The organism is Pseudomonas fluorescens (assembly GCF_902497745.1).
GTDB lineage: Bacteria > Pseudomonadota > Gammaproteobacteria > Pseudomonadales > Pseudomonadaceae > Aquipseudomonas > Aquipseudomonas fluorescens_BM.
The window spans coordinates 399,474-420,421 of record NZ_CABVHJ010000003.1 but is presented as its reverse complement, the minus strand read 5'-3'; the positions used below and the strand labels follow the sequence as shown (position 1 = coordinate 420,421).

General features: G+C 57.8%; 22 protein-coding genes. 13 read left to right on the top strand and 9 right to left on the bottom strand.

Features of this window, described 5'->3' with window-relative positions; translation table 11 throughout:
- Positions 1-229: 229 nt before the first annotated feature.
- Positions 230-589, bottom strand: coding sequence for a hypothetical protein (locus F8N44_RS07090; protein ID WP_318182728.1), 360 nt, complete (start codon positions 587-589; stop codon positions 230-232).
- A gap of 264 nt (positions 590-853) precedes the next feature.
- Here F8N44_RS07090 and F8N44_RS07085 point away from each other — a divergent pair, with 264 nt between their 5' ends.
- On the top strand, positions 854-1,177 hold the full coding sequence (locus F8N44_RS07085; protein ID WP_224794741.1) for a helix-turn-helix domain-containing protein: 324 nt from the start codon (positions 854-856) through the stop codon (positions 1,175-1,177).
- 251 nt (positions 1,178-1,428) lie between these two features.
- On the opposite strand, the gene F8N44_RS07075 is transcribed toward F8N44_RS07085, so the two are convergent.
- The 4 genes from F8N44_RS07075 to F8N44_RS07060 form a co-directional block, all read right to left on the bottom strand.
- The gene (locus tag F8N44_RS07075; RefSeq protein ID WP_150649811.1) at positions 1,429-2,397 is read right to left on the bottom strand and encodes a DUF932 domain-containing protein; all 969 of its coding nucleotides are present in this window, start codon (positions 2,395-2,397) and stop codon (positions 1,429-1,431) included.
- Positions 2,398-2,481: 84 nt separating this feature from the next.
- Entirely contained in the window at positions 2,482-2,811 is a 330-nt protein-coding gene (locus tag F8N44_RS31625; protein ID WP_150649810.1) for a hypothetical protein, read from the bottom strand.
- Between the two features lie 110 nt (positions 2,812-2,921).
- Entirely contained in the window at positions 2,922-4,184 is a 1,263-nt protein-coding gene (locus F8N44_RS07065) for a tyrosine-type recombinase/integrase (protein ID WP_150649809.1), read from the bottom strand.
- Positions 4,185-4,586: 402 nt separating this feature from the next.
- A complete protein-coding gene (locus F8N44_RS07060; protein WP_016984684.1) occupies positions 4,587-4,778 on the bottom strand; it encodes a YegP family protein in 192 nt (63 codons plus the stop codon).
- 278 nt (positions 4,779-5,056) lie between these two features.
- On the opposite strand from F8N44_RS07060, the gene F8N44_RS07055 reads away from it, so the two are divergent.
- The 6 genes from F8N44_RS07055 to F8N44_RS07030 all read left to right on the top strand — a co-directional run bounded on the left by F8N44_RS07055 (position 5,057) and on the right by F8N44_RS07030 (position 10,737).
- A complete protein-coding gene (locus F8N44_RS07055; RefSeq protein ID WP_150649808.1) occupies positions 5,057-6,022 on the top strand; it encodes a glycosyltransferase family 2 protein in 966 nt (321 codons plus the stop codon).
- Positions 6,023-6,025: 3 nt separating this feature from the next.
- Positions 6,026-6,736 carry a class I SAM-dependent methyltransferase gene (locus F8N44_RS07050; protein ID WP_150649807.1) on the top strand — a complete coding sequence of 237 codons (711 nt, stop codon included), beginning with the start codon at positions 6,026-6,028 and terminating at the stop codon, positions 6,734-6,736.
- A complete protein-coding gene (locus F8N44_RS07045; RefSeq protein WP_127926203.1) occupies positions 6,733-7,119 on the top strand; it encodes a GtrA family protein in 387 nt (128 codons plus the stop codon). Before F8N44_RS07050 ends, F8N44_RS07045 begins: the two co-directional genes overlap by 4 nt.
- Positions 7,116-9,212 carry a DUF6311 domain-containing protein gene (locus tag F8N44_RS07040; protein ID WP_150649806.1) on the top strand — a complete coding sequence of 699 codons (2,097 nt, stop codon included), beginning with the start codon at positions 7,116-7,118 and terminating at the stop codon, positions 9,210-9,212. The genes F8N44_RS07045 and F8N44_RS07040 overlap by 4 nt, the downstream gene beginning before the upstream one ends.
- Before the next feature lie 73 nt (positions 9,213-9,285).
- Positions 9,286-10,206, top strand: a complete 921-nt coding sequence (locus tag F8N44_RS07035) for a LysR substrate-binding domain-containing protein (RefSeq protein WP_007911372.1) — start codon at positions 9,286-9,288, stop codon at positions 10,204-10,206.
- Positions 10,207-10,371: 165 nt separating this feature from the next.
- Positions 10,372-10,737: a 5-carboxymethyl-2-hydroxymuconate Delta-isomerase gene (locus tag F8N44_RS07030; RefSeq protein WP_150649805.1), complete on the top strand. Its 366-nt coding sequence runs from the start codon at positions 10,372-10,374 to the stop codon at positions 10,735-10,737.
- Positions 10,738-10,740: 3 nt separating this feature from the next.
- Here F8N44_RS07030 and F8N44_RS07025 read toward each other — a convergent pair whose 3' ends face one another.
- Together F8N44_RS07025 and F8N44_RS07020 are read right to left on the bottom strand one after the other, a co-directional pair.
- Entirely contained in the window at positions 10,741-11,676 is a 936-nt protein-coding gene (locus F8N44_RS07025; RefSeq protein ID WP_150649804.1) for a LysR family transcriptional regulator, read from the bottom strand.
- 182 nt (positions 11,677-11,858) lie between these two features.
- Positions 11,859-13,046, bottom strand: coding sequence for a cyanate transporter (locus F8N44_RS07020; protein WP_150649803.1), 1,188 nt, complete (start codon positions 13,044-13,046; stop codon positions 11,859-11,861).
- A gap of 414 nt (positions 13,047-13,460) precedes the next feature.
- Between F8N44_RS07020 and F8N44_RS07015 the strand changes: the two genes are divergently transcribed.
- The 4 genes from F8N44_RS07015 (at position 13,461) to F8N44_RS07000 (ending at position 17,734) form a co-directional block, all read left to right on the top strand.
- Entirely contained in the window at positions 13,461-15,110 is a 1,650-nt protein-coding gene (locus F8N44_RS07015) for a phosphoethanolamine transferase (protein ID WP_150649802.1), read from the top strand.
- A gap of 163 nt (positions 15,111-15,273) precedes the next feature.
- A complete protein-coding gene (gene rnd, locus F8N44_RS07010) occupies positions 15,274-16,407 on the top strand; it encodes a ribonuclease D (RefSeq protein WP_077571546.1) in 1,134 nt (377 codons plus the stop codon).
- Positions 16,404-16,697, top strand: coding sequence for a YcgL domain-containing protein (locus tag F8N44_RS07005; protein WP_007911350.1), 294 nt, complete (start codon positions 16,404-16,406; stop codon positions 16,695-16,697). The genes rnd and F8N44_RS07005 overlap by 4 nt, the downstream gene beginning before the upstream one ends.
- Before the next feature lie 104 nt (positions 16,698-16,801).
- Positions 16,802-17,734: a D-2-hydroxyacid dehydrogenase gene (locus F8N44_RS07000; protein ID WP_127926209.1), complete on the top strand. Its 933-nt coding sequence runs from the start codon at positions 16,802-16,804 to the stop codon at positions 17,732-17,734.
- A 124-nt stretch (positions 17,735-17,858) separates the two neighbouring features.
- Here F8N44_RS07000 and F8N44_RS06995 read toward each other — a convergent pair whose 3' ends face one another.
- The gene (locus F8N44_RS06995) at positions 17,859-18,452 is read right to left on the bottom strand and encodes a nitroreductase family protein (RefSeq protein WP_150649801.1); all 594 of its coding nucleotides are present in this window, start codon (positions 18,450-18,452) and stop codon (positions 17,859-17,861) included.
- Positions 18,453-18,731: 279 nt separating this feature from the next.
- Here F8N44_RS06995 and F8N44_RS06990 point away from each other — a divergent pair, with 279 nt between their 5' ends.
- Together F8N44_RS06990 and F8N44_RS06985 are read left to right on the top strand one after the other, a co-directional pair.
- Positions 18,732-19,181, top strand: a complete 450-nt coding sequence (locus tag F8N44_RS06990) for a YcgN family cysteine cluster protein (protein WP_122608869.1) — start codon at positions 18,732-18,734, stop codon at positions 19,179-19,181.
- Between the two features lie 35 nt (positions 19,182-19,216).
- Positions 19,217-20,446: a hypothetical protein gene (locus F8N44_RS06985; protein WP_150649800.1), complete on the top strand. Its 1,230-nt coding sequence runs from the start codon at positions 19,217-19,219 to the stop codon at positions 20,444-20,446.
- A gap of 95 nt (positions 20,447-20,541) precedes the next feature.
- On the opposite strand, the gene F8N44_RS06980 is transcribed toward F8N44_RS06985, so the two are convergent.
- A complete protein-coding gene (locus F8N44_RS06980; RefSeq protein WP_127926211.1) occupies positions 20,542-20,919 on the bottom strand; it encodes a DUF2892 domain-containing protein in 378 nt (125 codons plus the stop codon).
- Between the last annotated feature and the right edge of the window lie 29 nt (positions 20,920-20,948).

Genomic DNA, 20,948 nt, shown 5'->3' with positions numbered 1-20,948 from the left:
GCCCCGTACTGATTCTTCGCCTCTGCACAGGGAATGGCATACGGTAGATCATTCATGGTTTGTTCATTGGGCAACATGGGTGGATACATGTACCCATAGTCGACCTCTGCTTGCGCGTTTATCGATAGGGCGAGCACCGCGCAGCCTGCCGTGTTGAGTAGGGCTGATTTTAAGTTCATGGTTTCAACTCGGTAATGGTCTGAGATACAACGATTGATTGTGTCGTCTGCTATTTCTTGTAAATGACTTTCAGTTTTTTATTGACGTAGTCTTTGATGATTTCGTAATCGGGGTTGTAAGTCGCCAACGTATGGCCCGCACTGACCACGGTTGCAGCGGCGGCTAAGACGACACTTGCCGGTAACGACGCCGCACCCATAAGGGCACCCAACACACCGCCCTGTGCGAGCGCTCCTTTTGCATCGACTTTTACTCGGCATGTCAGTCCGAGGTGTTCAATGTACGTTTCTATATACTTTATGCCGGCATTAAAACCTCCTCTTAGTCCTATAACGTCGAACGAGGACTTGCTTAATAAAAGCTTGGTTATTTCGGTTTTATTGAGCCCCGTTATGACTGGCAGTGTCATATTTTTCTCCTTGTCTTGTTCAGATTTACCATTTCAATGTTCATCCCATACGGACTCTAAAAAGCCAATTCCTACTTTCTAAGCGGACTGACGTCGGCTCAGAGGATTCGTGCACCAAGCGACAATTTCGATCTGGTCTTGCTGTGTCTGTTGATTTCATACCAACCCTCGGGTGGAAGCGGTTGACACCAAAAAACTAATACTACCAAAACGGTAGTATTTAGCTAGCAATTGCCATGCACGATTATTTTTTTTGGTCGGGCCATGTTGATGTCAGTACTTGCAAAACGAATCAAGCAAGCGCGTATTCGTGCTGGTATGTCGCAGGAACGCTTGGGTTTAGATGCTGGGCTTGATGAGATGTCTGCGAGTACTCGCATGAACCGCTACGAGCTGGGAAAGCGGGTTCCAGCTCCTGACTTTGTCGAGCGTTTGAGCAAGGTGCTCAACGTACCGGCAGCATTTTTTTATGCTGTTGAGGATGATGAGGCGGAGTTGTTGGTCAAGTTTCATAAGCTTGATACGCGGGAACGCATGGAGCTCATGAGTCGGTTGGATGAAATGCTCGTCGTTGAGCCCTCAGGTTGACTTTGCTGGCGTCTCGATCCCGTGCTTCCTGGCGATGACTTCAAATATCAGGCATGAGAGCACTACAGCGATCAGCAATGGCCAAAAGCGCGCCAGGATGAACACAAGCAAAACGACCAAGACACAGCTGGCCAGTATTCCGAAAAACAGAAAAAGTAGACCAATAAAGCGTATTACATTCATCGCGATTTCCTTCAGGCATTAAGCTGCTTGAGCGGAGAGTGCTCAAGCAGTAGTGGTGGGGAACAGCGTTAGGCTACTAATCGAAGAGCAGAGTCGAGTGCACGTTGTTTGAGGACCGCGCCTTGACCAAACCAAGCCGCGTCCATGCGGTACTCATTGCTACGCGCCCGTCGCTCGTGGTCCACGTACTCGGTGACGGCGTTGAGCAGCCCCCACGCGGTGCCTTGTGCTGCTTCCAGTTCAGCCCCTCGGCCATGCCCTTCATACAGGCTCAGGACTTTGGTCAAGGCGCGTTCATTGGAAACACCGCTGTGCTCCGGCTTGCCGGTCGGCACCTCACACAACACGCTGCGCAGGTAGTCTTTGGCTTCACGCCCTTTAACAGGACGTGCGGCGAGTGTGCGCATGCGGTACATGAAGTCATCCCACTGCGACACCGTGATGCCCAGCTGCTGTTTGACAGCGCGTGGATCGAAGCGGGTGCTGTGCGGCACCTTGATCGCCTGGCTGGCGCCGTTGATGGCAATCGTCAGGGTGTTGTTGCAGACCACACGAATGGTGGTGGGCGTTGCGGTGGTGGCCAGTGTGCCGTCGCAGGAGGTGGCCAGCAGTAAGTAGCCATTCACCACGTCATTGCCTTTGAGCGCGGTCGATTGCCCGGTGCGCGCCAGCGCCCAGAACTTGCGTCCGCCTTTCAGCACACCAGCGGTTTCTAGCTCATAGCCGGAGCGTTCGGTGAGGTCCCGGTAAAATTCCAGCACGGCACGCGGTTGGACTACCTGATAACGTTGCGAGACCACCGACAGTGGCGCTTTGCTGTCGGAGCGGTACAGCACCTTCTGCTCCGGGAACGAGTGGATGCTGCCCAGATGACCGATAGCGTCGGCTTTAAAGTGCACTGGGCTTTCTTGGATCTGCCAGTCCATGCCCGCTTCACGCTGCCATATTTCCAGCGGTTGTTTGGGGGAAAGTTGACTGCCCAGGCCGTGCCACGGAGTAGCGCCGACGTAAGCCATTTGTTCGAGTTGATGAGCCATGTTGAGGTTTCCTTTGAGCACAGGGCGGCATAAGTGCTGCGCAACGCGCAGCACTGACCGGAGAAGGGATGGGAAGGTGTTAAGTCAGGCGGGTAAGTTGAAGCGATGACCGCAGATCAGGCAGAGGTTGTTCGCCAAGACATGGCGATCCAGTTTGTCGCCGAGTTGAGCACCTAAGGCACAACCACCCACGCCCCCAACCAAGCCGCCGAGGATGGCACCGGAAACGGCGCCGAGCGTGACGCCAATGGGGCCGCCCAGAGCGCCGACAGTGGCACCGGCTTGACCGCCTGCTAGGGCCGCACTGACGCCGCGGGCGACACCGCCCGCTGTACCGAGAGCGGCTGCGACTTTCATGGCTTGGTGGAGCGAGGCGATTTTGGGTGAGTGACAGCGAGGGCACTGCAATGACATGGTGTAAAGCTCCAGGGTGGGGATGTCATAGCAGTGATGTAGGACTGAATGTTTTTGCAATTGAATGGAATGGACGAGGTGCCTTTCATGGCGCTCCAAAGAGCCAGAGGTTACTCAGACATGGCGGCCTTATTCACTTTGAGGGTTACAAAGTCGGCCCAGTCAGCCATCAGCGTACGGCGCTTTTCGAGTAAGTCACTGCGCCAGTAGGCGGCTTCCGCCCCGTTGGCTACCACGTGAGCCAATGACATCTCGCAAACCTCGCGCGCGTAGTGTGTGCATTCAGCCGCCCAATCCCGAAACGTACTGCGAAAGCCATGTGCGGTAATGACTTTGTCATTGCTATCACGCCAGCCTTTACCTTGATCGTCTAGATCCTTTTGATCCATGCGGCGCAACGTCATCAGCATGGCCATATTGCTAATCGGTCGACCTTTACGTGCTCCTGGAAACAGCATGGAGCTGCCTTTGATCCGTGGGAGCCCTTCCAGTAAAGCTATCAGCGCATCGGAGAGTGGCACGGTGTGGACTTTGCCCGCTTTCATTCGCGCAGCAGGAATCGTCCAAAGTTTGGATTTCAAATCAACCTCACTCCAGTCGGCCCCAAGAACCTCACTGGTTCGGCAGGCCGTAAGGATGGTCATTTTGAGTGCGCAGGCAGAGAGTCCTTCGACACTATTAAGTGCCTGCATAAAGCGAGACAGCTCCGAGTAGGGCAATGCCGGGTGGTTTTGGGTGCGTTTAGCCTTGGAGCTGGGCGGTAACAGTTTGTCCAGGTGTCCACGCCAGCGGGCTGGATTTTCACCGTCTCGTAATCCACGTGCTTTAGCGGCATCGAGGACCAGTTCGATCCTGTTACGCACCCGGCTCGCCGTCTCGGCTTTGCTGGCCCAAATAGGTTTGAGGATTTCGAGAAGGTGTTCGGTGGTGATCTGGCTCGTCGCGAGGTCGCCAATGACGGGGGCAGCGTAAGTCGCCAGCGTGTTCGTCCACTGCTGGGCATGCTTGACGTTTTTCCAACCGGCACGATGGGCCTCTATGTAATCGTTGGACACGTCTTGGAACGTTACGGATTTCCTTATGCGTTGGTGCTCAGCAACCTGCTGTGCGGTGCGCTCATCATCACGCGCCTGCAATGGGTCAATACCGTCCCGCAGCAGACGTCGCTGATCACTGCTTTTTTGTCTAGCCTCCTTAAGGCCGATGGCGGGATAGGTGCCTAACCCCATTTCCCTGCGCTTTCCAGCAAGCTGAAAACGCAGTACCCAATATTTCTTCCCGTTAGGTTTAATAAATAGGCGCAGGCCATCCCCGTCTTCATACGTGCCGGGGGCCGCCAGGTTCTCGATTTGTTTCGCCGTCAACTTACCCAAGTTATGCCCTTACGTACCGTTAAGTTCCCCCATCTGTCCCCCCACTAACAGGCGGAATGTGATGGGTTCTAGTGGATATCATGAGACGATGATAGGCTTGCAGCGCCTTTAAAATAAAGGGCTAGAGAATTATATCGGTCGTTGACGGATATTAAGTTGGCGGACTATCTCTCCGCCATTACATAGAAAAAGCCCCGTAGATGAAAATCTGCGGGGCTTTTTTGTTTTCGCGAAAGCCAGAAGATGCGCAACCCAGTGTCATCCTCGGGAATCAACCCCGTCTCACCCTGCATAGAAAAAGCCCCGCTGAATCAAACCAGTGGGGCTTTCTCATTTCTGCAGATGCAAATTACCCCTGCATTGGACATATGCGACGGCAAATGTCCAACCAGACTATTGCGGTCAAATCTCCTTAACCGGCGTCTCCCCCTGCACAGCCTTGATCAATCCGATCACATGCAAACAATCCGCTTTATTCACGTACGACTCGCCACTGGCGATGGTCTCGTGGTTGCCCGCCCTCAGTCTCCAGCGCCACTGCCCTTTGCCGGTGCTCGGGGTGCCTCTGGATTGCCTGTAAATCTCGAAATACATTCAGTTCGCTCCATGCGATTGATTTTGTGCCACAGCCTGTGTGGCGCATGCTCGCAAGCCTAGCGCAGACGGTTTTTTTGGCTATCGGACATTTGTTTCCAATCGTTCGCGGATGTTTCTGAAGGGCGCGGGCTAGAGCGGGTGGATAGGCCTCTGGATTGGCCAATATGACGCCGTCTGCTCCTTGCAACGTTGTCGACGCTGCTGCTTAATACGGGACGGCTCATGGCGTCGAATCTCGTTCGGCGACCGACAAACACTATAAAAAGAGCATTCCTTTGACTGAGCACGGAACGCAACAGGCCGGGCAGGTGACGTTATCGCTGGTGGTCCCCGTATTTAACGAAGAGGACAGCCTCGACACCTTTCTGCGGCGCATCAATGAAGTCTTTCAGATGCAGGCGTCAATCGATCTTGAGCTGGTGTTCGTCAACGACGGCAGCACCGATAGCACGCTCGAACGCCTGCTAGAACATCAGCGTCAGGATGTGCGCCTGCGAATCGTCGACCTGAGCCGCAACTTCGGCAAAGAGGCGGCGCTATCCGCCGGTCTGCAGATCGCGACCGGGCAGATCGTAGTGCCGATCGATGCTGACTTGCAGGATCCTCCGGAAGTCATTCTGCAAATGATCGAGCGCTGGCGTGAAGGCTTTGAAGTTGTGCTCGGGCACCGCATCAGCCGTCGCAGCGACACCTGGGCCAAGCAGACCTCGGCTCACTGGTTCTACCGCCTGCACAATAAAATTGCCGAACAGCCTTTACCCGAAAACGTCGGTGATTTTCGCCTGATGGACCGCTGCGTGGTCGATGCCTTGCTGACGTTGCCCGAATCCCGGCGTTTCATGAAAGGTCTGTTCGCCTGGGTCGGCTTTCGTACTACCCACGTCGATTACGAGCGCCCGGAGCGCGCAGCGGGGCAGAGCAAGTTCAATGGCTGGCGGCTGTGGAATTTCGCGCTGGAGGGCATCACCAGTTTCAGTACCGAGCCGCTGCGAGTCTGGACATACGTAGGCGCTCTGGTGTCGCTGGTGTCTTTTGCCTTCGCCATTTTCATTGTCGTGCGCACTTTGATTCATGGTGTCGACTTGCCCGGTTATGCCTCGCTGATGGTGGCCGTGACCTTTCTCGGCGGACTGCAATTGATCGGCATCGGGGTGCTCGGCGAGTACCTGGGCCGCACCTATATCGAATCCAAACGCCGGCCGGTTTTTCTGGTGCGTCGCGTCTACGACCCCAAGGACTGACACATGGATCTCAAGGAAACCGACATCCTCGGCGACAGCATCGGCGAGCATTGGTATTACTGCTCGAAAGCCGCAGCCACCAGGCGATTGCTGGGCGATGCCCGCATCAGTCGAATACTCGATGTCGGCGCTGGCTCGGGATTTTTCTCCCATCATTTGCTGACGCATACCGATGCCCGCGAAGCGTGGTGCGTGGATATCAGTTATCCCGCCGACTCCAGCGCGACCACCGCCGGCAAACCGGTGCATTACCGTCGCGCAATTGAAACCATCGATGCCGATCTGGTGCTGTTGATGGACGTGCTGGAGCATGTCGATGACGACCTCGGCTTGCTCAAGATGTACGTCGATAAAGTGCCATCGGGCAGTCGCTTCCTGATGACGGTGCCGGCCTTCCAGTTCCTGTGGAGCGGCCACGATGACTTTCTTGAACACAAACGGCGCTACACCCTGGCGCAGTTCGAAACACTGGCGTGCGATGCCGGTTTGACGGTGCAGCGCGGTGCCTATTATTTCGGTGCGGTGTTCCCGATTGCGGCGGCGTTGCGTTTGCTGCCGCAAAGCGCCCAAACCCGGCCGGCGCGTTCGCAACTCAAACGCCATCATCCGTTGGTGAACGGCATGCTCAAGACCTTGTGCAGCCTTGAATTGCCGTTAATGGGCATGAACCGCCTCGCCGGTTTGAGTGTTTTTGTGTTGGCGCAAAAGCCGTGACTTCAGGCGAAAAATCAGCGCTGATTCAGCGCGGTTTGCGCTTCGCCGTGACCGGTCTGTTCGTCACCGCACTGCATGCGTTAGTGGCGGTGCTGTTCATCAACTTCATCGCCGCGCAACCGCCACTTGCCAACGGTGTGGCGTTTGCGGTGGCGACGGTGGTGTCCTACGTAATCAACACCACCTGGAGTTTTTCTGCCCGTCTGCACGGGCGAACGCTGCGGCGCTTTCTGCTGGTTTCCACGGGTGGTTTTTTCCTCGCGATGTTCGTTGCCTGGGCGGCGCAGATTGCCGGGTTGCCCTACTTGCTGGGCATCGTCGCGGTAGCGCTGACGATTCCGGCATTCACCTTTGTCTTGCACAATTTCTGGACGTATCGATGAAGGATTCAGCAAAGCATTCGGCGTTGGGCGTTTTGCCGTTGTTGCTCGGCGTGTTGGCGTTCTTCTGCGTGATCGGGCCACAAGCGCTGGATCCGCAAAATATTGCCTGGCTGGAGCAGGGCGACCCGGCGACGCATTATCTGGGGTGGGCGTATTTCCGGCATTCCCCGTGGACCTTTCCGCTCGGGCTCAACCCGTTCTATGGTCTGGAGTTGGGCAGCTCGATCATTTTTTCCGACTCCAATCCGCTGCTGGCGCTACTGTTCAAACCGTTCAATGCCTGGTTGCCGGCGACCTTCCAGTACTTCGGTTTATGGCTGTTGGCGTGTTTCGTTCTGCAAGCCTGGTTTGCCTGGAAACTGCTGGGGCTGATGACAACGAATCCGCTGGTACGGCTGTTAGGAACAGGATTACTGGTGTTTTCGCCGCCAATGTTTCTGCGCATGGGCGGCCACCTTTCACTGGCCGGACATTTTCTGATTCTTGCCGCGTTGTACCTGGCGTTGTTGCCGAAGCTGCATCGACGGCGCCTGGCCTGGGGCACGTTGTTGGCTGTGACGGCGATGGTGCATGCGTACCTGCTCGCAATGGTTGCGTTGATCTGGGTCGCTGATCTGCTCGGCAAGACCTTCAGCCAACAATTGACTCGGCGTCAGAGCCTGCTCGAAGGCATGTTGCTGTTCGCTGTGGTGAGCCTGTGTTGCTGGCAGGCGGGTTACTTCGCCATCGCCGACGGCGTGAAGTCCGGCGGTTTCGGTTTATACCGGATGAATCTTCTGTCGCCATTCGATCCGGCAGGCTGGTCGTTGATTTTGCCGAATCTGCCAAAGGCCAGTGGCGATTACGAGGGCTTCAACTATCTGGGGCTGGGGGTGTTGTTGCTGGTGCCTGTAGCGATTATCGCCTGGCTGAGAAACCGCCAGCCGTTGCAGATCCAGTGGCGCGCGCGGCCATGGTTGCTGGCGGCGTTGATCGCGCTGTGGGTGTTCGCGTTATCGAATCAGATCGGCGTCGGTGCACAGACTTTCAGCTATCCATTGCCGAAAATTGTGATCGGCCTGGCCAATATTTTTCGCGCCTCGGGCCGGATGTTCTGGCCGGTGTTGTATGTGCTTACCCTGCTGGTGATTTTTCTGCTGGTACGCGGTTTCCGTCCGCGTACGGTCATTGCTCTGCTGGCGTTGGCGCTGGCGGTTCAGATCGTCGACACACGTAATGGCTGGATGGGGCTGCGCCAAAGCAAAATGCTCGCACCGTCCGCCGAATGGGCAACGCCGATGCGTGATCCGTTCTGGGCAAATGCAGCGGCGCATTACCCGAAAGTTCGCAGCCTGATGCCGCAGAATCAGTCGGAACGCTGGCAGGATATCGCCGCTTTTGCCGCAAATCATGGCATGAAAACCGACGCTGTTTATATGGGGCGGATGAGTTCGAAAGCGCTGGAGCAGGCTCGGCAAAAAACACAGCGCATGCTTGAGTCGGGGCAATACGACACTGACTCGCTGTACATCCTTGACGATTCCGTATTGGTCGACGCCGCGAAAAACGTCGACAGTGAAACCGATCTGCTGACCAGAGTGGATGGCCTGGTGGTGCTGGCGCCGGGCTGGAAGCGCTGTTCGCAATGCTTGAGCATGCCGGATGAAGGCCGGCGAATGTCATGGCTGGCGCTGTCGCGCCCCGGTCAGGTCATGACGTTCAACCACACCACCCGGCAGCTCACCAGCGGCTGGTCGACTCCGGAAAGCTGGGGGACATGGTCGGCGGGGCAGCGGGCGCAGATTGACTTGCGGCTGACACCCGAGGCGCGCTCGATCGTCCTCGATGCCTTGGCTTTCGTTTACCCGCAACACCCGGCGCAGCGAGTGATCGTCAGTTTGAACGGTGAGCAGGTGCTGACCACGCGGCTGACGCAACTTCAGGATAATCATCTGGAAATCCCGATCCCTGCGACGATCCGCCAGCAGTTGGCGGACAACGATCGCCTGACGATCGAGCTGCAATTACCCGACGCCATCAGCCCGGAACAAATGGGATTGAACGACGATTCACGGGTCATGGGCCTGGGCTTGAAGCACTTGACGGTGAACTGACGCACTGTGGCGATGGACGCCGGGGCCTGCGCCTTTCTACACTGCCGGTATTCCGGGGGGCAGGGGGCAATGGATGAACCGCAATGAACTACGCAAAGCCGACATCAATCTGATGGTGGTGTTCGAGACCTTGATGCTCGAACGCAATGTGACCCGGGCCGCCGAGAAACTGTTTCTCGGCCAGCCGACCATCAGTTCGGCGCTTAACCGCTTGCGCACGATGCTTAACGATCCGCTGTTCATCCGCGTCGGTCACCGCATGGAGCCGACCGCCCGCGCCGAAGATATTTTCCGCCATCTAAAGCCTGCGCTGGATTCGCTGTCGGTGGCGCTGAGCCTGACCCGCGATTTTGATCCGGCCGTTAGCACCATGACTTTCCGCATCGGCCTGTCCGATGACGTCGAATTCGGTCTGCTGCCGCCACTGTTGCGTGCGCTGCGTCAGGAAGCGCCGAACGTGGTGTTTGTCGTGCAACACGTCGACTACTGGCGCATTCCCGATCTGCTGGCGGCGGGCGACATCACGGTCGGCATCAGCCAGACCCGTGGCCTGCCGGCCAATGCCAAGCGCAAACTGCTAAGGCATATCCAGCCGAGCATCCTGCGCGCGGACGCCAGCGATACACCGCTGACGCTGGATGAATATTGCGCGCGTCCGCACGTGCTGGTTTCGCACACGGCCAACGTCAGTGGTTTCGCTGATGAGTGGCTGGCGGAGCTGGGGCGCACGCGCCAAGTGGTTCTGTCGGTGCCGCAATACAGCGCTTTACCAGCGCTGCTGGCCGGTACTGATCTGATCGCCAGTCTTCCGGATTACACCGCAGCGGCCATGGCCACTTCGGGGCTGCTGTTCAAGGAACCGTTTCCGTTCAAGACGCCGACGCTGGATCTGTCGATGGTCTGGCTCAGCCATGTGGACAGCGACCCGGCCGAGCGCTGGTTGCGCTCAAGGCTGGAGCAATTCATGAGCGAACGGCCATTGACCCCATCCTGAGCCATAACACCGTGTAGGAGCTGCGGCACGCTGCGATCTTTTGATCTTCAAATCTCAAGATCAAAAGATCGCAGCCTCGTTTCACTCGACAGCTCCTACAGGGATTAGTGATGAGCTGCATGTGCTATATGTACGACCTTTCTGCCAACTCACCGGGGATCTGCAATGCCACATCTGCACATGGAATACACCGCCAACCTGCCGCAGTTGAACGCCGACGTTGCATTGATCCGGCTCAACAACACCCTGGTGGGGTCCGGTCAGTTCGCGGCGGAGTTCGATATCAAAAGTCGTGCGATTAAAGTCGAGACGTTCAAGGTCGGCACCGCCATGGCCGAGCGCGCCTTCGTCTATGTGAAGCTGGCGCTGCTCAGCGGGCGTTCGCCGCAGATCAAGAAGCAGTTGTCAGAAAGCCTGTTGGCGGTCTTGCAGGACCTGTGCGAATGGCCGGCCGGCGTCGAAGTGCAGCTGTGTGTCGAGCTGGTCGACATCGATCGCGAGTCCTACAGCAAAACCGCGATTGGCGTGTAGGATTCAGGCCGCTTCGAGCTCGTTGCACACATTGACCACCTGCTCGCGCAACCACAGATTGGCGCTGTCCTGATCAACGCTCTGGCACCACTGCATGTCGAGGGTAAAGCCAGGCAAGCCGTTCGGCGCTTCACAGTGATTGAACACCGCTTCGTTGGTCAGCAAACGCTGAATACGGCGGGGCAGGGTGAGGATGAAGTCTGTCCCGGTGATCATTTTCAGCGCGGCGCTGTAGCTGTTCGAGCGCGCGACGATCTGGCGCTTCTGCGCCTGTCGCGCCAGCCAGCCATCGACCATGTTGGTGGTTGACGTCCACGGCGTCGGGAACACATGCCGGCGTTCGGTGAAGGCTTGCAGGCTCAGGCGCGGTTCCAGTGGCGTGGCGCGCTTGTCGAAGACGCAGACCAGATCATCCTCCAGCAACATCCGTGATTTCAGGTCAGTGTGATGACGGTGGAAGTTGGGGCCGAAACTGATCACCAGATCGAGGCTGCCGTCGCGCAGTTCATCCGCCGGGACGTCGGTCTCGAATTTGTGCATGTTGACCATCACCGGTAAATCATCGAAATCGAAACGTTTCAACAGGCGCGGCAGAATCAGTTGCTCGAAGTATTCCGGGGCGCAGATGTTGAAGGTGACGGCTTGCTGGGTCGGGTCGAACGTTGGGGCGCCGGCGTGGCACAGGTTGATGCTTTCGAGGATCTTCTGCACATGGCCGTACATGCTGCTGGCCTTGTAGGTCGGACGCATACCGGTGCGGGTGTTGATGAACAGTTCGTCTTCGAAACTGATGCGCAGTTTTTTCAGACAGTAACTGACGGTGGACTGGCTGACGAACAGGGTTTCCGACACATCGGTGACGCTGCTTTGCTCATAAACAGCGATAAACACCATGAGATCCTGCATGTCGAGCTTTCGAAGCAAGTTACTGTTCAGCATCCGTTCTGTCTCGCTGTGCTCCTTGCGCTGAATCCGCGCAAACGTGTGCGAATGATCCTAACGGAACGATGGTGCCAGGACAAAGCCCTGTAGGACGTTTCACGGTCAGTTGTGGGACAGAAAGTTTTAGTAACACGACGTCGCCGATCAAAGCGCGGAAAGATGGCCAGAGGCCTTTAGCTTTATCCCCGAAAGTGCCGCAAGTAATGCCGAGGATCGAAGCGCCACACCATCAGCAACATCAAACCCATCACTGCCGTCAGCGACCACCAGGCCCATTCGAAGCTGCCGAGTCGATCGCGGATCATTCCGGCCAACAGCGGCGAAAGGCCGGCGATCAGGTAACCGATGCCCTGCACGAAAGCGGTCAGCGCTCCGGCACGTTGCGGGTTGTCGAGGTGATCAAGCGAGACGATAAGGCTCATCGGAAACAGACCGCCAATGCCCAGCCCCAACAGGCAGGGCCACAGCAGGCTGAACTGTTGCGGGCTGAGGATCAGGCCGCAAAATCCGACGATGATCAGCGCCAGCAGCGCCATCAGAACTGCGCGCCGATCACGGCTGCGATTGGCAATAGCGGGAACTACAAGACCGGAAATCACCTCCATGGCCGTCAGAAAACCTAACAGCAGCCCGGCGTTTTGTTCGCTCCAGCCTTTTTCCACGTAGTAAGGGGCAAGCCAGGCGAGCACACAGGTGTAGGACGCCGTCCCCAAACCAAAGAAGATCGCCAGTAACCAGGCGCGGGAATTGGCGAAGAACGAATCTTTCCTGGTTGCCGCCATCACCGTGGATGACAGTTGACTGCGTTGCGACCACCAGAACAGCAGTGCGAGCAATGCCAGAATCGCCCAGATGGCCAAACCGCTGCGCCAGCTTCCGGTTTGCACCATCACCAGCGGTGCGAATGAGGCCGCGATGGCGGCGCCGCCCATGATCGACGTGACATACAAGCCCATGCACAGAGCGACATTGTCGGCGAAGCGCGATTTGATCAGCGCCGGCATCAATGCCTGAATCAGCGCAATGCCGATGCCGGCGAGCACGGCGCTGGCGATCAGTTCGGCTGCCGATTCGATAAACAGCCGCGACAGCGTCGCCAGGCCAATGATCAGCAGTGACAGGAAAACCGTCCGTTGCTCGCCCAGCCGCTGACTGATGCCAATGCCGAAAAACATCGCCAGCCCCATGGCCATCACTGGCAGCATGGTCAGCAGTGAAGCGACCGTGAAGCTCAGCGGGATGTCACCGCGAATGGCCGACAGTAACGGACCGACTGCCGCCATCGACGGACGCAGATTGAGGGCTACGAGAATAATGGCGAGCATCAACCAGGCGGCGGGGCGAGCGGTGGCGCGAACGTTTTCCATCATCAGACCTTTGGGCGGGGTGGATGATTAAGCGCGGAGCCGTCTAGTCCGGGCAAACCAGAAAATCCTGAGCAGTATTTAAAAACTCGATACCCCGCCACCCTCGGTGGGAGCGAGCCTGCTCGCGAAAGCGGATTGTCTGTCACCCACAGTGTTCAATGTGCCGGCCTCTTCGCGAGCAGGCTAGCTCCCACAATGGGCTGCTGTGTTGTTTTTACTGAATAAAAGCTGAACCATTCTCAAATACTTCGCAAGTTTCATCACATCACCAAAAGCCAACTATTCGTTGGCGTCTTTTTCACAAAAAATTGATGGTTGCCTGCTTAAAGTTTGTTATGCCTTGGTTAATGAAATTTTCACAATCGAATTTTCTTTCAAGAACCGAGGCTCTTCTTTTCAGGAATCGCCCTTTCTATGTTGAAGTTAAAAGCCGTGCGCCCGGAATGGGTGACGTTGATTGCCAGTGCCTTTCTTTTAATCGGCTGCAATGTTGTTCTCTGGCAACACCTGTTCGAGATCACCACCGCCGATGGCAAGGGCATCGCCATGCGCGTGGCGTTCGGGGTGATGATCCTCGCGGCATTCAACCTTGTGCTGACGGTTCTGGCATTCCGTCCAGTGCTCAAACCACTGTTGACCGTGATATTTCTGATCAGCGCCGGTGTGGCTTATTTCATGAGTCAATATGGCGTCATGATCGATGCCGGTATGTTTCGCAACTTTGCCGAAACCAATGCGACAGAAGTGCGTGATCTGCTCTCATTGAAGTTGTTTGCTTATATTATTTTGCTCGGTGTCTTGCCGTCCTGGCTGTTGTGGAAGTTGCCGGTTAATTATCGTCGCTGGCATCGTGAGTTGTTCAGCAAAGTTGTTGTCAGTGTCGCCTCGGTGGCGGTAATCGGTGGTGTTGCCCTGGCCAACTATCAGGGCTTGTCATCGCTGTTTCGCAATCACCACGAAATTCGCCTGATGCTGGTGCCCAGTAATTACATCGGTGCTTCGGCGGGTTATCTACGTGAGCAAGTGGTCTCGGCGCGGCAGCCATTCATCAAGATCGGCGAGGACGCCGAGCGCAATCCGGATGTGCAGCTTCAACCGCGTAAATCCCTGACGGTGCTGGTGGTGGGGGAAAGTGCCCGGGCGGAGAACTTCGGCATCCTCGGTTACCACCGTGACACCACGCCGACACTCGACAAGGAAGCCGGACTGATCGCCTTCACTGATGTGCATTCCTGCGGGACAGAAACGGCCGTATCGGTGCCGTGCATGTTCTCCAACATGGGCCGCAAGGATTACGACGCGAGCAAAGCCAAGAATGAAGAAGGCCTGCTCGATGTGCTCAAGCGTGCCGGTATCGACGTGATCTGGCGCGACAACCAGTCCGGCTGCAAAGGTACCTGCGATCGGGTCACTTTGCAGGATGTCAGCAACCTGAAAGACCCGGTGCTGTGCGCCAACAGCGAGTGCCGCGACGAAATCCTCCTGCAAGGCCTGCAAGGTTTTATCGACCATTTGGACAAGGACACCGTTTTAGTCCTGCACCAGATGGGCAGCCATGGCCCGGAGTACTTCAAGCGTTATCCGAAGGAATACGAGCACTTCACTCCAGTGTGTGAAAGTAACGCGCTGAACAATTGCAGTCGCGAAAGTATCGTCAACGGTTACGACAACACGCTGGTGTACACCGACCATGTGCTGTCGAGCCTGATCGATGTATTGCGCAGCAATCAGGACAAAGTCGACACCGCCATGTTGTACCTGTCGGACCACGGCGAGTCGCTGGGCGAATACAACCTGTTCCTGCATGGCACGCCTTACATGTTGGCGCCAGAGCAACAAAAACATGTCGCCATGCTCGCGTGGTTCTCCGACAACTATCAGAAGGCTTATTCGGTCGACACCCATTGCCTGCAGATGAGCCGCGACAAACCGCTGAGTCAGGACAACCTGTTCCACTCGATGCTCGGTCTGCTCGAGGTCAAGAGCAAGGTCTATCAGCCGGATCTGGACATGTTCGCCGGTTGCCGTGGCGCGGTGATCGACGGCGTGTTGGCCAAGGACTGAGCCGATTCGGGCCTGTCATCCTGACCTGACGGGCCTGTCTGTTTTCTCTGTCAGACTATTCTTGCTCTTTGGCAGGACATTTCGTTACAGCTCTTGCCCTTCACAGGCGCGTAAATCGCCGGTGGCGATATATACTGCGCGCCATTCTTCAAGGGAGAGCCGTGTGGCCATCGATATTCACTGGATTCGCGACAACGAAAGCCTCGCGCAGTTTTGCGCCGAGTGGCAGCAGCTGCCGTTCGTTGCCCTCGACACCGAATTCATGCGGGTCGACACCTTCTACCCGATTGCCGGCCTGCTGCAGGTGGGCGACGGCAAACGCGCCTACCTGATCGACCCGCTGACCATCAACGCCTGGCAACCGCTGGCCGCTCTGCTGGAAAACCCGGCAGTGCTCAAAGTCCTGCACGCCTGCAGCGAAGACCTCGAAGTGCTGTTGCGCCTGACCGGTAGCCTGCCGGCGCCGATGTTCGATACGCAACTGGCCGCCGCTTACCTGAACCTCGGTTTCTCGATGGGCTATTCGCGGCTGGTACAGGAAGTGCTCGGCATCGAGCTACCGAAGGGCGAAACCCGTTCGGACTGGTTGCAGCGTCCGTTGTCCGACACGCAAATCAGCTACGCCGCCGAAGATGCCGTGCATCTGGCCGAGGTTTTCGTACAGCTACGGCCGAAACTGTCCGACGACAAATTCGCCTGGGTGCTGGAGGACGGCGCCGAACTGGTTGCCAACCTGCGCCGCGAAACCGATCCGTACGAGGTCTACCGCGAGGCCAAATTGGCGTGGAAGCTTTCGCGCGCACAACTGGCGGTACTGCGTGAGCTGTGCGCCTGGCGCGAAAAAGAAGCCCGTGCCCGCGATCTGCCGCGCAACCGCATCGTCCGCGAGCATTCGCTGTGGCCGCTGGCCCGCACGCAACCGGACAACCTCGCAGCGCTGGGCAAGATCGAAGACATGCACCCGCGTACCGTGCGTCAGGACGGCCAGTTTCTGCTTGATCTGATCAAGCGCTCTGGCAGTGTGGGGCCTGATCAATGGCCGCCCGCCGTAGCGGAGCCATTGCCGATCGAAGCGGCTGCGTTGATCAAACAACTGCGCGCATTGGGCCAGGCTGAGGCCGAGCGTCTGGGCATTGCCCCGGAACTGATGCTGCGCAAGAAAACCCTCGAAGCCCTGGTCAAAAGTGGCTACCCCGAGGGTCCTTACCAATTGCCTGAGTCGCTGCGTGGCTGGCGCCGCGAACTCATGGGTCAGAAGCTGCTCGACAGCCTGGCCACCGCCGGAGAACAGCCTTGAAACGTATTTGTTCCATCTACCAAAGCTCCAAGCGCAGCGGCATGTACCTTTATGTGCTCAAAAGTGACGCGCTCGAGCGTGTACCGGAAGCGCTGATGCTGGCCTTCGGCAAGCCGAAGCATTCCTTCGATCTGGTGCTGTCGCCCGAGCGCAAACTCGCCAGCGAGGACATCGTCGTGGTCCTGGAAAACCTCGACAAGCAGGGTTACCACCTGCAAATGCCGCCGGCCGAGGACGAGTACATCGAGCACCTGCCCGAAGAGTTGCTGCGACGCAACGATCCGGTCTGATCTGCGAGGCTCTGTTCTGAGTCTCGGTTTACCCTGGAACTGTTTTTACCGCGATGGCCGGCCGAATCCGGCGGCCGTCTGCACGGTTTGCGAAAGGTTTGAAGATGCGCGTTCTGATTGCTGAACACGACCACGCGATTTACGCCCGGCTGCTGCGTCAGGCAGCGCCGGAGCTTGAAGTACTGACCAGTGGCGACTCCGCCGAGCTGGCCCGTCAGGCCGCCGATTGCCCGGTGTGGCTGGGCCAGCCGGACCTGCTGGCGACACTGCTGCGCCAAGGCCATCAACCACAGTGGCTGCAATCGACCTGGGCCGGCATCACGCCGCTGCTTGCCGATGGCTTGCGTCGCGATTATCGCTTGACCCGCGCGGTGGGAATTTTTGGTCAGGTGATGGCTGAATACGTGCTGACTTACATTCTTGGCCATGAGCGCGAAGTGTTGGCGCGACTGGTCAGCCAGGTCGAGCGCAAGTGGGACAACCGCAGCGGCCAGAGTCTGGTTGGACGCAAGGTGCTGATTGTAGGCACCGGTGACATTGGCCAGAGCGTGGCGCAGTTCCTGCTGCCGTTCGGCATCGAGTTGTACGGCATCGCCAGCAGCGCCCGTGAGCAGGCGCCGTTTGTCGAAGTCGGTTCGATGGCCGATCTGCCACGCCTGGTGGGCGAGGTCGATTACGTGGTCAATCTGCTGCCGAACACCGAGCACACCCACGATATCTACGATGCGGCGCTGTTCAAGCAATTCAAGCCGACCGGGTTGTTTATCAATGCCGGGCGCGGGGTCGCGGTAGTTGATGCGGACTTGGTGGAAGCATTGAAGGAAGGGCATCTGGCGGGAGCGGTGATCGACGTTTGCCGTCAGGAGCCGCTGCCGCAACGGCATCCGTTCTGGACCGCCTGGGGCTTGCTGCTGACCGGGCACAGCTCGGCGCCGACGTCGCCGGCGCTGATGGTGCAGCTGTTTGTCGAGAACCTGAAGGCGTATCAGGCGAGTGAGGCGTTGCGCGGGGAAGTGGATTTCAACCGCGGATATTGAGTGTTCGCCGAATAAAATGTGGGAGCGAGCCTGCTCGCGAAGGGGGAGTGTCAGCCAACATCATCGTTGTCTGACACACCACTTTCGCGAGCAGGCTCGCTCCCACATTTGTTTTTGTGCTGGCTTAGAGGGTGAAGTCGCCTTCCGCCGCCAGTTCGTTCAGCGGACGACGTGGGCTCGGCTCTTCGCGGGCTTGCAGGTATTCAGCCAGCGTTGCCTTGTCACCGAGTTTGCCGACCGCCACCGCCGCGTGCAGCGCATAACCTTCAGGAATATTCAGCACTTTGCGCGTCAGCTCCTGATCGAAACCCGCCATGCCGTGGGTGTGCCAGCCGCTGATGCTTGCTTGCAGCGCCAGATGGCCCCACGCCGAACCCGTGTCGAAGGTGTGCCACAACGCCGGGGTTTCTTCGCTGGCGCCCGGTGCGGTGAAAGTAGTTTTCGAAGTCACGATCACCAAGGCCGATGCATGCTGCGCCCAGCTGCGGTTGAACTCGTTGAGCAGACCCAGATAACGCTCCCAGTTCGGCGTATCGCGACGCGCATAGAGGAAGCGCCAAGGCTGCGAGTTGTACGCCGAGGGGGCCCAGCGTGCGGCTTCGAAGAAGCTCAGCAGGGTTTCTTCCGGGATCGCTTCGCCGGTGAAGGCGCGCGGCGACCAGCGGTCGGTGAATTGCGGGTGAATGGCGTAATCGGCAACGCGAGGGTTGGCACTCATCGAGAGATTCCTTGCTACGTTTGAGTCAGGGATTTGAATGAAAACCCGGCGGGATCAGTTGCGCTGAACGATGGGGTTTTCCGAGCCTGAGGGTTCGCCGCAATGCAACGCGGTCGAGCGTTAATGGCTTGCGGGCAAGGCTCCTTGCGACTGGCAAAGCTACGCGTCGCCACAAAAACTGACAAGTGCCGCACAACCGGCAGTCGCCAGCGCTTGGCCCGCCGGGCCTTGGGCACTAGACTGGCGGCCTTTTCACCACCTGATGTTGATGCTTGAGCCATGGCCGCCAAAGTCGAACCGTTCTGGATACGCAAAACCCTCGATCAACTGGATCACGAGGAATGGGAATCGCTGTGCGACGGCTGTGGTCTGTGCTGCCTGCAGAAACTCGAGGATGAAGAGGACAACAGCGTTTATTACACACGCATCGCCTGCAAACTGCTGGACCTGAAGACCTGCCAGTGCAGCGATTACCCGAACCGCCTCAAGTTTGTCCCGGATTGCATCCAGCTCACCCCGGGCCAGGCCGAAGAATTCAAATGGCTGCCGCCGACCTGCGGGTATCGACTGGTCAGCGAGGGCAAGGATTTGCCGTTGTGGCACCACCTGGTGTGTGGTGATCGCGACGCGGTGCACCACGAGCGGATTTCCCAGTCCGGGCGCATGCTTGCCGAAGGCAGCGTGCCGGAGGATGACTGGGAAGATCACCTGATTTTCCGCGCAGGTTAAATACCTGCTGTTCCAAGCGTTACCAAGGAGTGCGTATGGCTGTCGGATTGCCGCAGGCGTTGATGGTTGCGCTGCTGGCGTTGAGCGCGCCGGTCTGGGCGGCGAAGAAAGTCGATCTGGATTATCACGTGCGCCTGTTGCCACAGAGCGATCAGGCCGAAGTACGTCTGACCCTGGCCAAAGGCGAGGCGGTGCGCAGCCTGGATTTCGACCTTGGCGATGGCAGCCATTACTCTGATTTCAAGGCCGACGGCCAATGGCTGCTGACCCCGGGCAAAAACGCACGGGGCGTCTGGCGCCCGACCAGTGACAAGGCCAGCCTGACTTACCGCGTGCGCATCAGCCACGGGCGCAAGAACGGCAGCTTCGACACGCGCATGACCCCGACTTGGGCGTTGATGCGTGGCGATGAACTGGTGCCGCCGGCCAAACTCGATCAGCAGGACGGCACTGAACTGGTCGCGCGCCTGCAATTCGAGTTGCCCGACGGCTGGAAAAGTATCGAGACCGCTTGGCCACGCATCGGCAAAAACAAATTCCGCATCGACAACCCATCACGCCTGTTCGACCGCCCGACGGGTTGGATGCTCGCTGGACACCTCGGTAGCCGCCGCACGCGTTTGGGCGAAACCGAAGTCACCGTCGCCTCGCCGCAGGGGCAAGGCATGCGCCGAATGGATGTGCTGACCTTGCTGACGTTTGTCTGGCCGCAGGTGCAGGCCGTTTATCCACGCCATCCGGCCAAACTGTTGATCGTCGGCGCCAACGACCCGATGTGGCGCGGCAGCCTCGGTGCGCATGAGTCCATCTACGTGAACACGCGATTGCCGCTGGTCAGCGAAAGTGGCAGCAGCGCGCTGGTGCGTGAGCTGGCGCAGGTGTTCGGGCGGATCAACGACGAGCAGCGCAGTGACTGGATCAGCGAGGGGTTTGCCGAGTATTACGCCATTGAACTGGTGCGCCGTGCCGGTGGCATGAGTGATGAGCGGTATCAAGCACTACAGGCGAAACTGGCCAGGGACAGCCAGAAAGTCACGACCTTGCGCGGCGAGCAGATCAGCCCGGCGCAGGTGGCGAAAGCGGTGGTGTTATTGCAGGAACTGGATCGCGAGATTCGTCTTAAAACGCGTAACAAGCGCTCGCTGGACGACGTGTTGCGGGGGGCGATGCATTTGGGGACGGTGAGTACTAAAGAGTTTGTGCGACTGGCTGAGAGTGTGCTCGGCGAGTCTTCCAAAGTCCTTGATACCGCGTTGCTACAGTAAAGATCAAAAGATCGCAGCCTGCGGCAGCTCCTACCTGTGGAATGCGTTTTCCCTGTAGGAGCTGCCGCAGGCTGCGATCTTTTGCTTTTAAGCTATCAAACCCCGGCTTTCGGCGATTTCACCGAATCGTTGCCGGTCACGGTAGCGGTGCTGGTCGCCGCTTCGGCATTGGCCTTGAGCTTGCTCAACTCTTCCCCGGCACGCTCGATCTTTGCTCGCACGTTGTTCATGTCCTGACGACTCTTCTCGAACAGGCTCTTGACCGAACTGTGCCCGGTGATCCCGCGCGCCATGGCCACGCCGCCAATGGCCACCTGAATCAAACCGAATACGCCGCCACGGCGCAGGCCTTTACCAACCATGATCACGCCGCCCGCGAGTGAGCCGATGCGCTCCCAGCCTTCGACGTTCTGCTCGGAATGGCTCTGGAACGGGGTGGATTCGATGCGTTCGACACGTTTGAGCTCGGTCATGATCTTTCTCCAGGCAATGAGTAATCGAT